The sequence below is a fragment of the Borrelia crocidurae genome (assembly GCF_000825665.2).
Taxonomy (GTDB): domain Bacteria; phylum Spirochaetota; class Spirochaetia; order Borreliales; family Borreliaceae; genus Borrelia; species Borrelia duttonii.
In genome coordinates this window covers 841,501-858,067 of sequence record NZ_LN609267.1, presented here as the reverse complement: position 1 = coordinate 858,067, position 16,567 = coordinate 841,501, and the positions used below count along the sequence as shown (strand labels likewise).

General features: G+C 27.5%; 10 protein-coding genes. All 10 read right to left on the bottom strand.

The window, feature by feature from the left end; translation table 11 throughout:
* Nucleotides 1–18: 18 nt before the first annotated feature.
* Nucleotides 19–876 (bottom strand): tRNA pseudouridine(55) synthase TruB, encoded by an 858-nt coding sequence (gene truB, locus BN1173_RS04130; RefSeq protein WP_040236828.1) that lies wholly within the window; start codon nt 874–876, stop codon nt 19–21.
* A gap of 9 nt (nt 877–885) precedes the next feature.
* Nucleotides 886–1,245 (bottom strand): 30S ribosome-binding factor RbfA, encoded by a 360-nt coding sequence (rbfA, locus tag BN1173_RS04125; RefSeq protein WP_014696614.1) that lies wholly within the window; start codon nt 1,243–1,245, stop codon nt 886–888.
* 19 nt (nt 1,246–1,264) lie between these two features.
* Entirely contained in the window at nt 1,265–3,880 is a 2,616-nt protein-coding gene (infB, locus tag BN1173_RS04120) for a translation initiation factor IF-2 (protein ID WP_180338385.1), read from the bottom strand.
* A 4-nt stretch (nt 3,881–3,884) separates the two neighbouring features.
* A complete protein-coding gene (gene nusA, locus BN1173_RS04115; protein ID WP_025400979.1) occupies nt 3,885–5,330 on the bottom strand; it encodes a transcription termination factor NusA in 1,446 nt (481 codons plus the stop codon).
* A 13-nt stretch (nt 5,331–5,343) separates the two neighbouring features.
* Complete coding sequence (gene rimP / locus BN1173_RS04110) at nt 5,344–5,775, bottom strand: ribosome maturation factor RimP (protein ID WP_040236826.1); 432 nt, start codon at nt 5,773–5,775, stop codon at nt 5,344–5,346.
* 113 nt (nt 5,776–5,888) lie between these two features.
* Nucleotides 5,889–6,494 (bottom strand): amidophosphoribosyltransferase, encoded by a 606-nt coding sequence (locus BN1173_RS04105; protein ID WP_040236825.1) that lies wholly within the window; start codon nt 6,492–6,494, stop codon nt 5,889–5,891.
* A gap of 8 nt (nt 6,495–6,502) precedes the next feature.
* The gene (mutS, locus tag BN1173_RS04100) at nt 6,503–9,076 is read right to left on the bottom strand and encodes a DNA mismatch repair protein MutS (RefSeq protein ID WP_040236824.1); all 2,574 of its coding nucleotides are present in this window, start codon (nt 9,074–9,076) and stop codon (nt 6,503–6,505) included.
* A gap of 622 nt (nt 9,077–9,698) precedes the next feature.
* Nucleotides 9,699–10,217 (bottom strand): OmpH/Skp family outer membrane protein, encoded by a 519-nt coding sequence (locus BN1173_RS04090; protein ID WP_040236822.1) that lies wholly within the window; start codon nt 10,215–10,217, stop codon nt 9,699–9,701.
* 32 nt (nt 10,218–10,249) lie between these two features.
* Nucleotides 10,250–12,709, bottom strand: coding sequence for an outer membrane protein assembly factor BamA (bamA, locus tag BN1173_RS04085; RefSeq protein WP_040236835.1), 2,460 nt, complete (start codon nt 12,707–12,709; stop codon nt 10,250–10,252).
* A 10-nt stretch (nt 12,710–12,719) separates the two neighbouring features.
* Nucleotides 12,720–16,567: translocation/assembly module TamB domain-containing protein (locus BN1173_RS04080; RefSeq protein ID WP_040236820.1), on the bottom strand; the 3,848-nt coding region annotated here is incomplete at its 5' end.

Sequence of the window (16,567 nt, the reverse complement as noted above, 5' to 3'; positions counted from 1 at the left end):
AATCAATTGAATATGTAACTAAAAAAATGAGTTAAAAATAATAATATTTCTGCATTTATTTAAACCAATACCACAAATTACTGCTAATATTTTCTCATTCTTAGACTTCAAAATTTTAAATTCTCCATCATTAATAGCAATATTTATATAAATACCATTTTGTATAAGCCTAATCATACTATCATCAACATAAATTTTCTCAAAAAAATTTAAAGATTCTATACCAAGTAAAGAGTTATCATTAAGATTGTCAAAACAATAAGCATCACATAATTTAAAATCACCAATTTGGGTTCTCCTAAGGCTCTTTACATAAGCACATGATCCTAAAGCACGTCCTAAATCTCTTGCTATACTTCTAACATAAGTACCCTTAGAACATTTGATCTTTAATTTTAAAATACGAAAATCAATGTTATAATCTAAAATTTCAATATCATATATATTTATCTTCCTAGCTTGCAAGTCAAAAGACTCTCCACTAAGAGCAAGCTTGTAAGCTCTTTGACCTTTAACATGAATTGAAGAAAACTTAGGTGGAACCTGAAAAATCTCACCTATTAAAGACTTAACACCAAGAACTACTTCATTAAAATTGGGAACATAATCTGTTGTATTTACTATTTTACCATTAGGATCAAGTGTATCAGTCTCAATACCAAACTCAAATTCTGATATATACTCTTTATCTAAAGATGTAATATAACCTGAAAGTTTAGTATATTTACCAACCAGAACAACTAAAAGACCACTTGCAAATTTATCAAGAATACCTGTATGTCCAATGCGACTTGTAGAGAAATATTTTTTTACAGGATAAAGAGCTTCATAAGAGGTCATCCCAACTAGCTTATTTAATAAAATAATCCCATCCATTAATTTTTTCTATTCTTCACTAAAATTTAAATTTTCAATTATTTTATTAACATAAAAAGCCTTAGAAATAGTATCATCTCTTATAAAATTCAATTTAGGAGTATTTCTCACCTTAATACGATTAACAAGTTTTCTTTGAATAAAACCCTTAGCATTATTCAATGCTTTAATAGCATTATCAAGAGATACACCTTCTTTAATAGACCCAACAAATACCTTTGTATTAATTAAATCATTTGCAATCTCAACCCTTACAACAGTCAAAAATTCATGCACTCTAGGATCTTTAATTGATCTTGTTACTATCAAATTACCAATCTCTTGAACTAATAAACTCTCAAGCTTTGATTTTCTTATTGCTTTTTCCATACATAAACACAAACAATTCTTAAGACTCAAAACGTCTCTTCACTTTCTTAACTTCAAATGCCTCAATGACATCACCTTCTTTAATATTAGAATAATTATCAATCATAATACCACATTCATATTGAGCACCAACCTCCTTAACATCCTCTTTAAATCTCCTTAATGAGGAAATTTTACCAGAATGTACTTGATATCCATCCCTCATGATATTAGTTACAGCATCACGCTTTATGCATCCTTGTGACACATAACATCCAGCCACTACCCCAACCTTAGGAATATTAATAACAGCACGAACTTCAGCAAATCCAATAAACTGCTGTTCAATATCTGGTTCTAACATACCTTCAAGAACTGATTTAATATCATTAATTGCATCATAAATTATATTATACTTTTTAATTTCAACTTTTTCTTGATCAGCCAAAAATTGTGCTTTTGCTGTAGGCCGCACATGAAAACCAATAATAACTGCCTCACTCGCTGCTGCAAAACTAATATCGGTCTCTGTTATTGCACCTACCGAAGAATGAATAACTTTTACTCTAATTTCATTATTGGTCAATTTCTCAAGAGAATGCTTTAAAGCTTCAACAGAACCTTGCACATCTGCTTTTAAAATTATCTTAAGTTCTCTTAATTCCCCATCCTTAATTGAATCATAAAGATTTGATACGGTAACTTTTTTCACATTTTTAGCATCTTCATATTTCTTAAGATCTTGCCTTTTAGAACTAATTAATTTGGCTTCTTTTTCTGTTTTTGTAACTTGAAATGGATCACCGGCTTGTGGAATTGATGAAAAACCTAAAACACTAATTGCTTTTGCAGGACCAATACTATTAACAGATACTCCTCGTTCATTAATCAATGCCCTAACTTTACCATGATATACTCCTCCAACAAAAGAATCTCCTATAGAAAGAGTTCCATCCTCAATTATAACAGAGCAAACCACTCCTCTACCCATATCAATCTTAGCATCAAGAACTCTCCCAACAGCCCTTTTGGTTGGATTTGCTTTTAATGACATTACTTCGGCTTGCAAAATAATCATATCAAGAAGTTCTGTAATACCAATATTTTTAAGAGCTGATATTGCAACAAAAATTGTATTCCCACCCCAATCTTCAGGTATCAAATCATACTCTGAAAGTTGATGCTTAACCTTATCTAGATTTGAATCTGGCAAATCAATTTTATTAACCGCAACTATGATAGGCACATTTGCATCCTTTGCATGATTAATAGCCTCAACAGTCTGTGGCATTACTCCATCAACAGCAGAGACAACAAGAACAACAATATCAGTAACCTGTGCTCCCCTGCTTCTCATCATTGTAAAAGCCTCATGTCCTGGAGTATCTAGAAACGTTATTTCATGTTCATTATAATTAATAGTATAAGCACCAATATGTTGAGTAATCCCACCAAATTCAGTTTGATTGATATCAATATTCTGCAACACTGATAAAAGTCTAGTCTTTCCATGATCAACATGTCCCATTATTGTAATGACAGGTGGTTTTGCAACTTCTTTACTCCCATCGCCTTCCTCTGCCTCTATCACTGTTTCATCATAAATTGAAACAACATTAACTCTTGAACCATATTCCTCAACCAAAATAGTAGCAGTATCAGAATCAATCTTTTCATTAATAGTAGCCATTACACCTAAGGTCATTAATTTAGCAATTAAATCTGAAGATTTTAAATTCATTTTTCTTGCAAGTTCAGCAACAGTAATACTACCCATAATATCAATTGACTTAGGAATTGGATTTGCCAAATTTTCTTTCTTCTTTTTCTGAAGTTGTTCAAAGACTTTTTGTTCTATTGTTTTGCTCTCAATTTCCTCTTTCTTCCTTTTATAAACTTTTTGGCTTTCCTGTTGTTGTTTCTTTTTTTCGCCAAGTTTTCTATTAAGAAGACCCTTATTATCAGAATCAGAAGGAGGTGATATAGTTGCACTAGAGACAACCTTAGTCCTAATTACTCTTCTAAATGACTGGGAACTATTATTACTACTATTACTATTATCCCTACTATTATGAGTATAGTTTCTATTAGAATATACCCTATTACCTTGTTGCACCACCCCAGAATTATCTTTATTATCCGTAGTACGAAAAGAAGAAGATTTTATCCCTCCCCCTCTAGAATAAGAATGTTCTCTATTATCTCTATTATAAGTAGAACTTCTATTAGAATACCTTCTATTACCTTGTTGCACCACCCCAGAATTATCTTTATTATCCGTAGTACGAAAAGAAGAAGATTTTATCCCTCCCCCTCTAGAATAAGAATACCCTCTATTATCTCTACTATTACTATCTCTATTGTAAGTAGAGTTCCTATGAACATATCCCTTATTGCCCTGTTGAACAGTCCCAGAATTACCCCTATTATCTGTATGAAAAGAAGACGATCTACCACCCCTATCTTTATTATCATACGAATATCCCTTACCAAAAGATTGCTTATTCCATGAATTTGAAGATTTCAAAGAATCATCTCTAGAACTATTCAAATTTTTATCAGTATGAGCTACAACTTTTACCACCTTCTTTCGTAATTTAACAACCTTAATTTTTTTTTCATCTTCACTGTGATCATCATCAATATTTTCTGACAAACTATTACTCCTCTTCAAATTCAAAACTAAGCCCTATCTTACAACCTGGACAAAAAGTCATATTTTCATTAATAACAGCACCACACTCAGGACAAAGTAAATCTTCCTCATCTTTCACATCTTCAATAGATTCATCGTCATTAGAAATTATTACCATTCCTTCTTTTAATATTTTATTTATCTCTTCTTGCTTTTCATAAGTTATTCCTAACTCAAAAAGCTTATCTTCGCTGGCATTCAAAAAATTATCGATATCATCAAGATCTCTTTGAATCAATTTGGCAACAATATCATCATCAAGAACTTTAAGTTCACTAATTTTATTTATCTCTTCAAATTCATCTTCCTGAACATTATCCTGAATAATTTTGTCAAACATTTCAAAAGTATCTTGCTTAAACTCTCCACTTGCCTTCATTTCAGCAAATTGACTATTAGTTTTAACATCAATTGCCCAATCAAGAAGTCTATTTGCAAGTCTAACATTTTGTCCCATCTTACCTATTGCAAGCGAAAGCTGATCATCACTTACAACAACTAATGCCTTATGCAAATCTTCATCAATAATATACACATTATCTATCTTAGCCGGAGTTAAGGAATCCTTAATAAACTCCTTAATATCTTTAGAATAAGGAATAATATCTATTTTTTCTCCTTCAAGTTCTTTAATTATTGATTGAATTCTAACTCCCTTTTGTCCAATACAAGGACCTACAGAATCAACTTCTTCTTTCTCAGAATAAACAGCAACTTTAGTCCTATAACCTGGATCCCTTACTATTTTATGTATCTTAATAATCCCTTCTTCAATCTCAGGAATTTCAAGAGCAAGTAATTCTTCAATAAATTTAGGATGGGTTCTTGACAAAATTACCTCTATACCATTCCTTCCTTTTTTAACACTATAAACAAGAACTCGAACTTTATCATTAAGACTATAAACCTCTCTTGGAGATTGATATTTCTTAGGAATAACACCATCTGTACTACCAAGATTAACATAAAGATCGCCATTTCTATTTTGTTGAACATAACCAATAACAATTTTATGTAATTTATGCTTAAATTCTAAATAAAGTTCATTATCCTCAATTCCCTGCAAATCACTCTTAGTTCTTTGTTTAGCAACCTGAATTGATAGCCTATCAAAAATTTTAGGATTAATTTCAACATAAACATATTCATTATCTACAACTTCAAATGTTTTAGCATCATCTACTAATATCTCCATTACATTATTTTTAACTTCATCCACAATCCTTTTTTTGGAATAAACTATTAAGTCCCCAGTATTATCATCAAACTTAATTAAAGCATTATCACTTGTTCCAAAGTATTTCTTATAAGCTATTATTACCGATTCTCTAACCGTCTTTCTAATAGCATCTATACTCATTCCCCGCTCACTAGCAATATTGGCAATCATTTGACCAGTACCCTTTATCATATCCAAGACTCCTTTAAGACAATTTAGCCTTCTTAACATTGCTATAAAGAATTTCTACTTCCTTATACTCCGTTTTAAAAATAAAACCATCCCTCTCTGCTCTTAAGATAAAACCTTCTTCAAAATCATTGTTTAACATCAATTTAATTTTTTTACCCTCAAAAATCTTAAACTCTCTATCACTCTTAATTTTTCTATTTATTCCAGGCGTAGAGATTTCTAAACTAACATTATATTTAAGAACCGCTTCCAATTTCAATAAAATCATTTTATGTAAATCACAAAGCATATCAACACTGAAATTATCACTCTTATAAAGAACTATCTGTATTTTAAATTCATCTCTTCTTCTAAAAGTATTAATTTCTATAATTGAGATTCCTAATAGATAGGTTACATCCTTTATTAAATTATAAATTTCACTATTATCAGAAATTTTAACCAATCACATTCCTAAAAAGAATAAGGCTCTTCTTAAAAGAACCTTATTAAATAAAATAATCAATCCAGACTAAATGTAGCATTAATGTCAACAAATGTCAATATACTAATCATCAATTAAACTCTAGCAATTGACAGTTTCATTACCTTATAAAATCCATGATTTATGAGGATATTTTCACAAAAAGTCATAGATGTTCCAGTTGTCACAATATCATCAATAAGCACAACTCTTTTAAATTTTATATGTTTATATTTAGATCTTAACTTAATCTTATTCTCTAAATTAGTATATCTCAAATTTCCACGTAATAGCTTTTGACTCCTCCCCAAATCTCGTTTCAAAATATTGATATAATTTATCCCTTTCTTAGATAATAAATTACCAATATATTCCATATGATCAAAATCATAAAAAATATTTCTTTTAAAACTACAAGGAACACTAACAACCAAATCAAAATCAATATTCATTAAAAATTGCAAAATCATATTTGCAAAAAATTTACCAAGTAATTTTTGCCCATCACTCTTATAAGCAAGAATTAATTTTTTATATTCATCTTTATATTCAAAAAAATACCAAATATCATCTTTCAACTTAACATCAAAATGAAAAAAAATCATACACTGCTTGCAAAGGGAATTTAAATAAACATAATTTCTATGACAATAAGAACAAAAAGGAAGCAATATACTTTTAAAAACAGTCCAATTCCACATTAATATTTTCAAGTTTTAATTTTTAATATTATTTCATTTAACAGATTCATCGCTTGAAAAGGAGTGATACTATTAATATTTATTTGAGAGATAAAATTCTGCAGTTCAAAATAAGCATTAAGTTCAGACCTATAATTTAAACTTTTTTCTGGTAATTTTTCATCAATAACAGAAGTAATAGTAGCAAAATTAGATACACAAAAATGCTCTCGACTAGTTAAACTCTTAAGAATAATATTAGCTCTTTTTACAACCTCTAAAGGTATGCCAGCTATTTGAGCAACATAAATTCCATAAGAATTAAGAGACGGCTTCTCTTCAACTTCTCTTAAGAAAATAAGTTCATCCCCTTGTTGCTCTATTTTCATTGAAAGATTCACAAAAGAATCATGATTAATAGCTGATAGTTCATGAAAATGAGTTGCAAATAAACTCCTAGCCCTAATATGCTTTAAAATATATTCAACAATCGAATATGCAATAGCAAGTCCATCATTAGTACTAGTACCTCTACCAACTTCATCCATAATAATCAAACTATTTTGAGTTGCATTTCTTAAAATATTAGCCGTCTCATTCATTTCTACTAAAAACGTAGATTCACCTTTAGAAATATTATCACTTGCACCTATTCTACAAAAAATCTTATCTGTAATCCCTATTATCGCCTTACTAGCAGGCACAAAAGAACCAATATGACTCATTAAAACAATTAACGCAGTTTGACGCAAATAAGTTGATTTTCCTGCCATATTAGGTCCCGTAATCAAACAAAAATATTTCTCACTATTAATTTTGACAGAATTTTTAGTAAAAGCTTCAATTCCTCTCATATAATGCTCAACAACAGGATGTCTAGCACACTCAAGAATAATTTCTTTATTATTTGTCAAAATAGGTCTTACATATTCATTTTTTCTAGCCAAATATGCAAAATTTGCAATTACATCGATATACGCAAAAAACTCAGCTATTTTTTTAATAATGACACTATATTTAACAACTCTTAAAGCTATCTCATCAAAAATTTCTTGCTCAAAAGCTAATAAATTATCTTCAGCATCATTAATATCTCGCTCAAGTTCAATAAGTTTGTTAGTTTTGTATCTCTTAGCAGAATTTAAATTCTGACTTTCTATAAAGTGAGATGGAACTTGTCCATAATAACTTTTTGTAACCTCAAAAAACAAACCTTTAATGTTAGTTCTCTTGATCTTAAGACTATTAATTTTATTAAAATCTCTCTCAAAATTAAGATAATCATCAATATATTTACTTGCATTATTTTTAATCTCTCTCAAACGATCAATCTTAACATTGTACCCATGTTTTATAAGTTCTTCTTGTTCATTTGAAATAGAACTATCAATTAAAGAATAAACTTCCATTATGCTGGTTTCATCATTAACATCAAATATCCAATAATTAAAAGAATATTCATTAAGCAATTCTTTCACTGAAAAAAATGCCAGCAAAGTTTCTTTAATAAACAAAAAATCTTTTTTTACATATTTTTTCATTTGAAGTCTTGATATTATTCTCTCAATATCCCAAACATCACTAAGAATATCTCTCAATTGCATGCTTAAATTAACATTATTACTTAAAAATTCTACATGAAATAATCTATTATTAATTGCACCAATATCTAAGAGAGGATTTAATATATACTCTCTTAAAAGTCTCTTTCCCATTGGTGTTTTACAATCATTTAACACCGAATAAAGAGAATAACAAACTGTCAAATCATTATTATTTTTTACAAGTTCAAGATTTATCTGAGTAACATCATCAAGAAACATATACTCAGAATCATTATTAATATTAATCGTATCAATATTGATCAATAAATTTTTTAAATTGTTCTTTATATAATCTATTATCAAAAAAGATGAAATATAATAAGGCTCACTCTCTGTAAAACCAAGAACACTTAAACTAACAATATTAAAATGTTCCTTTAATGATTTAATAGCAACATCCTTATCTAAATGCCAACTGGGAACTTTATTAACTAAAAATCGATCAAGAACAAGCTTTTCTAAATATTCATAGTAAAAATCATCAGAAACTATTATTTCCTTTGGAGAATATTTTTCAATATCACGCCTTAACTTTTCTAAAAAATTTCCTTTATAAAAAATAATCCCTAACTTAGATGTTGATAAATCTATATAAGAAAATGAATAATAATCTTTATAATCACTAATAGCTACCAAATAATTATTAACATCATCTTGTAAAAAATCCTCATCAATTACAACACCAGGACTTATAACTTCAACAACTTCCCTTTCTAATGGCCCCTTAGGATCAGTTTGCAAGCCTTGTTCACAAATTGCAATCTTCCTATCAAGCAAAATTAATTTTTTAATATATTCTCTGCTTGTATGACAAGGCACCCCACACATAGGGACATTTTCTCTTTTAGTCAAAGTTAAACCTAAAAGCTTACTCCCTTCTATAGCATCATCAAAAAACATCTCATAAAAACTACCTACCCTAAAAAATAGAATAGAATCTTTATATTTGTCTTTAATATCTAAATACTGCCTCATCATCGGCGTAATATCTTTTTTCATATAGATAACACTCAAATTATAATTGATATTATTAAAACTTTACAATATACTTAAAAATATCAAAAGAATGAAAAATGGAAAAAGATACTTCTCAAAGCAATGTCTTTTATGTGTGTAAAGGCGATTCTATTTTCATAAAGCTAATTAACAGATTCACAGCATTATATTCTGTTAATTTTAAAACATTCATTAAAAATACATTTATTAATAATAATGATAAAATAAATAACTTATATATAGATTTATCTGAAACTCAATATTTAGATTCAACTTTTATGGGAGTATTTCTATATATTGACTAATTAAAGACCATGATACTAATGAAAAAAAATTTCAAAATAATGAAATTCATAGTAAAGAAGCACTTCAAAACCTCAGATCGCTTGGTCTTGAAAAAATATTAAAAATAGAAAATAGAAAAGAAAAATTAAATAAAAGTGATATGCAAGAATATTTTTGTTTTAACACACATAAAAATACAATATTCAAGTCTATGCTAAAATCACACATTTTACTTTCAAGTCTAAATAGAGACAACAAAAAAGAATTTTGCACTCTAATTAGAAGACTTAAAAAAGAAAATAGCAATTAAAATTAAATAAAAATATATTATAGCAAGACACTATTGTTCATTTAAATATTTAACGACATCATCTGTTATATCAACAGTACTATTATAATAAAGAATATAAGGATTATCCTTTTTCATAACCAAAGAAATACCACTGGTTTCTGCAATATATTGAATACTCTTAAGTATCTTACTCCAAAGTACTCCATCACTATTTAAGCTGTTTATATTAATTTGTTTTTGTTGTTCAAAATTACTTTTCGCCAAATTTTTTAGTTTTTTAAGTTCATCAATCTTTAAATTATACTGATTACCATATAATTTAGCATTATCTAAATCATGTATCTCCATAGAATCATCATACATTTTCCTTAAATCTTTAATCTCAGAATTTAAAGTATCAATTCGCTCTTGATAATGATTTTTCAACTGTTCAAGGTTAGACTTCAATTGGGGACTTAAAAACCCAATTACAACTTTCTCAAAATCCACAATACCAATCTTTGTAACATTAAGTGACAAAAGATTTAACGGAAAAAAACATGTAAATAAAAACACAATGAAAGCCATAAAACCTCCCTATAAAAATTACCTAAATTATATCAGTATCTCATATCAATGGCTAAGAAAAATCGAAATCCTCCCAAATAATTATAATATCTATTAATACTCCCATTATCAAAATAAAATGGATAAGCCATCATAAAGGACAAAGGTATTTGAGGTAAAACAAATCTAATCCCAGATCCCCAACTAAAAATAAAATTACTAAAAGGCACAAATAAAGCATTTTTTTGTCCTTCAAGAGCATAAGAAGCCATATCTAAAAATAAAATATCCCAAACCATAATATTTTTAATTAAAGGCATTGATAACTGAATAGTATTTACAAAAGAACTATAAATATTACTCAAAGTTCCCCATCCCCTAGCAACCATAAAATTTTCACTAATAACCAAAAGATGATGCGGTTGTATTTCTATTTCAAAACCATTTCCAAGTGGTGGCAAAATATTTGAATAAATACTTCTAAAAGTCAAAATTAAATCGATAAACGGACTAAAAACATCTTGATAACCTAAGAGAGAAAAATATCTCTCAAAAGTTGTTGTGGACTTTGTAAAATGACTTTGTCCAAATAAAAATCCACCAAAAAAATCAAATTGTTGTTTAAGTAAAAAACCATTATTAGATAAAGACTGAGAATTTCTCGTATCCCACCCAACACTAATTCCCAAAGAATTCTCAAATCTAATAGTATTATAATTATCTCTCAAATAATAATTTGAAGGTCTATTAACATTATCATCATAATATACATATTTTAAAGCTGTCTGAATAGTTCCAATAAATGACTGCTTTCCAAGATAATTGGAAAAAGCATAGCCAGTAAATCCACTAACACTAAATTTGGCTAAGGAATAATTCATAATATTAAAATCAGAAAAATTTTTAGCATTATTATATGCTTCCCAACTTACAAAAGGATCTGGAACCTCTTTTTTACCTATAAATATAGGACCATTAATATCTTGATAAGCGGTATTCACAGAATGTGACAAATCAAAAAACCCACCAATAGTCCATCTAGTTTGCATAAACCAATTATCTTCAAACATCAACCGAATACTTTGTTCAGAAAAAGCAAGATTAATTCTTGCTGAGAGAGAATATCCTTTACCTAAAAAATTAGATTGTTCCCACTGTCCAAAAAGTGAAAATGGAAACCAAGAATTAGTAATACCACCAAAATTCATACCAAATCTCAAACTTGCTGTCTCTCGCTCTTCAACAATAAAATTTATTTTCATTAAGCCCTCAATATTACTTGGAACAACATCGGGTACTACATTTCCAAAATAACCAAGCCTTTGCAAATTAAGCATTCCCATACGAAGCCTCTCCAAACTGAAAACATCTCCCTCAATTAATGGAATTTCTCTAAGTATCACATGAGAATCTGTTTTGTTATTACCTGAAACAGTAATAGACTCAATATGTGCCTTATCTTTTTCTAATATTTTAATAGAATAATCTACAAAATCATCTCTTATAGTTTGAGAAGGAATAATCTCTGTAAAGATATAACCATCAGAATAATACTTTTCCCTAATCTTTGCAAAATCTTGTTCAAATTTTGACTCATCGAAAATATCTCCTTCTTTAAAAGTAACTAAAGATAATAATTCGTCCAATTTAAAAACCAAATTTCCAATAATTCCAAATTTACCAAATTTAAAAATATCACCCTCTGAAATAAAATATTTTAGGTAAACTTCTCGCTCTAATTTTTTAGAATCACTAGGAACACGTATATCTACAATATTATTTACAACCTTTGCATTAATGTATCCATTATTTTTATAATAAGATTCAAGCCGCATTTTATCTTTATCAATATTTGATTTTAAATACTTACCATCAAAGAATAAAGATGCTGGTTTTGATACAAGATATTTTCTAAGAACACGACTCTTAAAATTCAAATTGCCTTCAAAAGAAACCTCTTTAACAATATATTTAGGACCTGCATTAATTTTAAATACAATACTTACCAAATTATTCTCTTCTTTAATATCATATGTAACAGCAACATCAAGATACCCAGCATCCTGATACATTTCTTCAAATTTAATAACACTCTTTTTAATCTTTGAAAGATTTAAAGCTTCTTTTACCTTAACATTCGACTTCTCACGTAATTCACTATTCCAAAAAATTCCACTATCATCAACAAAATTAACACTTTTTATTAACGATTTTTCTTTTACAAAAAATACAATCAGAAGTTTATCATCATCAAGTCTAAACTCAGGCCGAATAAGTCCATCAAAATAATCAAGAGCATAAAGATCAACTTGTAATTTATCAAAAAGTTCATCAGAATAATGCTGACCCAAATAAACATTTAAAATACTTTTTAGATCATTTTCGCTTACATTTTTAAGACCAATAAAGTCAATATTTTTTATAATCTTGCCCTTATAACTGTCCTGAGAATAAGACAGATTAAATACTAATAAAAAACAAACTATAAAAATAAAGGTTCTAAATAACTGCATTTCAAACCCCTCAATATTTAAATTTCCAAAAAATAGACACCTGGCTCCCGAAACCATAACCATGCTTCATAAAATTATAGTCAAAAGTATAATCAATAAAGAAAAACGGAGAATCAAGTTCAAGACCAAGATTAATACTAAAATTTAAATTTTGAGAAAATGGTGTTATTTCTTCTATTAAAAATCCAAATCCTGCTTTGGCAAAAACACCATCAAGAATATATTTACCCACTGTAACATTTGTTTTATCAAGAACACCTACAAACGTAGGAGAATTTCTCAAAGTACCAATAGCATTCCTTAGTATATCCGTTTTTATACTCAGTAGGTCTAATTTTAATACAGAACGCATATAATCTTCAATAGGTTGTATGATCAAATCAATCAGGATATCACCAACTAGTCCAAGTGCCATTTCAAGCGTATTTACACCTGCCGATTGTAATCCATGTTTACCTCCTCCAATTATTGCATTTGACAAGAGATATTTAATCTCTTGTTCTGTTCTCGCAGGATAAGATGAAAACTTAAAATTCCATAAACTTAAAGGACTATCTATAGTCATAGTTATAAATAAATTTTCACCACCATCTTTAATAATATTTGTAGCCTCAGCTTTTACCCAAGGATCAAATTTATTTTTATTCTCATTAAAAGATATATACGATACACCTCGAAACACAAATTGTTTCCCATTATAATTAAAAGAACCACTTGCAATATTTAAATCACCCTTAAGAATAAAATCATCTGTTTTAGTATCTGATTTAACTTCAAGCGTATTTCCTTTTACAATAACAGCATTTAAAAAGGAAATCTTATTATCTGGCCAATGAAAAGCAACATTATTATCAAAATTAATTTTAAGATCCGTCACAATATCTAAACCCTTAGAATCAGTATTAAATACTCCAACATCCTTTGATTTTTTATAAGGATCTATTAATAAATCAACAATTGAATTTTCAAGTAAATAAACCCACGCATTAGAGACATTTAAATCTCCCTTAAACATAATCTCTTCAGAATTACCTTCAATAAAGAAATCACCCGAAGCATGTCCAACAAAATTTATAGTCACTTTATCAAATTTGATAGGTACCCCAGAATTACCAGAAACATTAATATCTATTTTATAATAATCAACAATACTATCACTTAAAAAATTAAGATTTAAATGAGCAACAACATCAACAGCAGAATAATAATCTAAATGAAATTTATTCTCAATAATAACACTATTATCTTTAATAGAAACTGGTACATCAATTAACTCTAAAATTCTACTCTGACCATATTGTCTAAATGATTTTAAATATTCAGTGCTCATAGAACCATTTAAAACCTGAAATTTTCCATTAAGATTTGGATTATATAAATCACCATCAAGTTCTAATTCACCAACTAAATCAAGATCATAGAGAACAAAATGTTCCTTAATATTGAAAAGAGATTGTGACACTAATAAATCTTCTGTAATTAATTTTGAATTAAATTTAATATTCCCTATACTACTTGTAATTTTATCCTTTACAATGTTTCCTGTTGCAATAAAACTAAAGGGTAAATAATCATTTAATATCAAATTAAAATTACCATTAGCATATTCATATAAATAACTAATCAAATCATATTCAATTGATGAAATCATCAATCTTTCAGAATTATTTTCAAATTCAATTGTAAGTTCAGAAAGATTTTTGTCTTTATACATTAATTCTCTTAATGCAATCTCTCCATCAATTTCACTCCTTAAAATTCCAAATTCTTCTTCTGTTGAATCTTTCAACATTTGAAAACTTGCATTCACTTTTGACGAAAAAAGATCACTATTAACATTTAAATTAGAAAGTCCAATAGCATTTTCAATATCATATCTAAAATTACCTGTTAAAACTTCTCTTTTATTTTGAATAGCCTTTATATTATAAATATTAAGATTATTATCAACCAATCCCAAATTCAAAGAAAAATATGTAGGAATACCTACCAAAGAAAGACCATCTGTTTCAAGATAAGCATTAAGAGAATATTTAAAAAAATCACTATCTTTAAAATTAAGTATAAAATTACCATTAATCTTACCACTTAAAAATGATAAAAATTTCAAATTATCAAAATTAAATCCCTGAAATCTACCAACAAAATAACTGCCATCCTCATTAGTATCAATTCCTAAAAAATAACGTTCAGAACTTAAAGTTGAAAACAAATTTAAATTACCATTAAGCTTATTATTTAAATTTAAATATCCTTGACCTTGTAAATTTGAATTTTTATTCACAAACTTAATATTTGAAAGACTAACTTTTTTATCCTTATATAAACCTTCAAAACTAAAATTAAAATTAAAATTAGGATTAATAGAAATTTTATCTAACCTAAATTTAGAGAGCATAATACTCAAATCATCTGTCACTCTTTGATAATCACCATAAGAATTTATACTTAACAAAATTTCAGAATCGCCATTATAAAAACGAAAATCATTAATATCAAAAAAACAAGCTATAATTAAATCAGAATAAGTTAAATTGATCTGTGCCTTAGGTGAAAGTTTTAAATTGGCATATCTATCTTTAAAATTAAATTCAAAAGAAACAGGATAATTCCTATTTAAATATTGAAACTTAGTATCTATCTTTAAACTATCATCAAACAAATGTACCAAAAAACTAGAATTTACATCATAATCACCACTATTATAATTAAAGTATTTTACTTTATAAGAATTTCCTTCTCCACTAGCATCAAACATTAAACTAAAATTACTTAATTTTGAAAATAGAGTAAACTTAAGATCATTTAATTTACTCTTAGTATAATCAACAATATTCAAGTTAAAATCTGAATTCAAATTTAAATACTTACCCGACAAAAAATACTCAGGAATGATTTTACTCATAAAAATTTCTGGAAAGATATCTTTAAAGAAAAGCACAGGAAACTCTTTAATACCTAGATTAAGATTGAAATTTTCCCTATTAAAATCACCCTTTAAAGAAAGGGTAGAATTATTGTTAACAAAATTTAACAAATAATCAACATGGATATTTTTTGAATCAAAATCCGTCTTTAAATTTAAATCTTTAATTTTCAGTCTACCAATTTTAAAATCTTTAGATTTTACACAAAAATACTGTTTTTCTTTACTAAAATTCAAATGCCCATTAATATCATTTAAATTAAATATTTTGGCTGATTTAAAATCAAGCTTTCCTATCGGCATTAAATTTTTAAAAGAATAATAACCCTTATACCCAACAAACCCTCTCTTAAGTTTTATGAAAGCATTATGTATATCTGCAATTTCCTCATTACCTTTAACTTGTATTTTAACACCCTGAATTTCCTTATCTGCAATATCATCACTCAAAGACGAGTTTAATAAAAATGCATACCTTAAGTCTTTATCTGTAAAATCATAAGAAAACGCAAATTGACCATTCAAACTTGTATCAAGATAACTATTATAATTTTCCAAATAATCATTAAGCTTTATCCAATCTAAAAGATTTATATCAAAAAACAAAGCATCCAATCTTAAAAAATTTTTGTTAAAGTCATATTTTAAATTAAAATCCAAATTTTCTCTTATAATATTAAAAACCTCAATATTACCCTTTGAATAATTTATTTGAAACCCTTGTTCAAGAAAAGTAAAATAATCTGTATAAAATTCTAAAAAACTAAAGTTAATATACCCATCTTCAAGATCTTTTTTAAATTTACCTTCAAAATAAAAGACTGAATTAACAATATTTTCACTATTAACATCAGGATATAAAACTTCAGGAAGGCCAAAATTAACAACAAAATTAAATAAAAAATCATCATCAATAGTCTTTAATATAAAAT

What these genes read in the sequence shown, in the direction of transcription:
- truB (WP_040236828.1), bottom strand. Translation starts at nt 876, where the DNA reads ATGGATGGGATTATTTTATTAAATAAGCTAGTTGGGATGACCTCTTAT.
- rbfA (WP_014696614.1), bottom strand. Translation starts at nt 1,245, where the DNA reads ATGGAAAAAGCAATAAGAAAATCAAAGCTTGAGAGTTTATTAGTTCAA.
- nusA (WP_025400979.1), bottom strand. Translation starts at nt 5,330, where the DNA reads ATGATAAAGGGTACTGGTCAAATGATTGCCAATATTGCTAGTGAGCGG.
- BN1173_RS04105 (WP_040236825.1), bottom strand. Translation starts at nt 6,494, where the DNA reads ATGTGGAATTGGACTGTTTTTAAAAGTATATTGCTTCCTTTTTGTTCT.
- mutS (WP_040236824.1), bottom strand. Translation starts at nt 9,076, where the DNA reads ATGAAAAAAGATATTACGCCGATGATGAGGCAGTATTTAGATATTAAA.
- BN1173_RS04090 (WP_040236822.1), bottom strand. Translation starts at nt 10,217, where the DNA reads ATGGCTTTCATTGTGTTTTTATTTACATGTTTTTTTCCGTTAAATCTT.
- bamA (WP_040236835.1), bottom strand. Translation starts at nt 12,709, where the DNA reads ATGCAGTTATTTAGAACCTTTATTTTTATAGTTTGTTTTTTATTAGTA.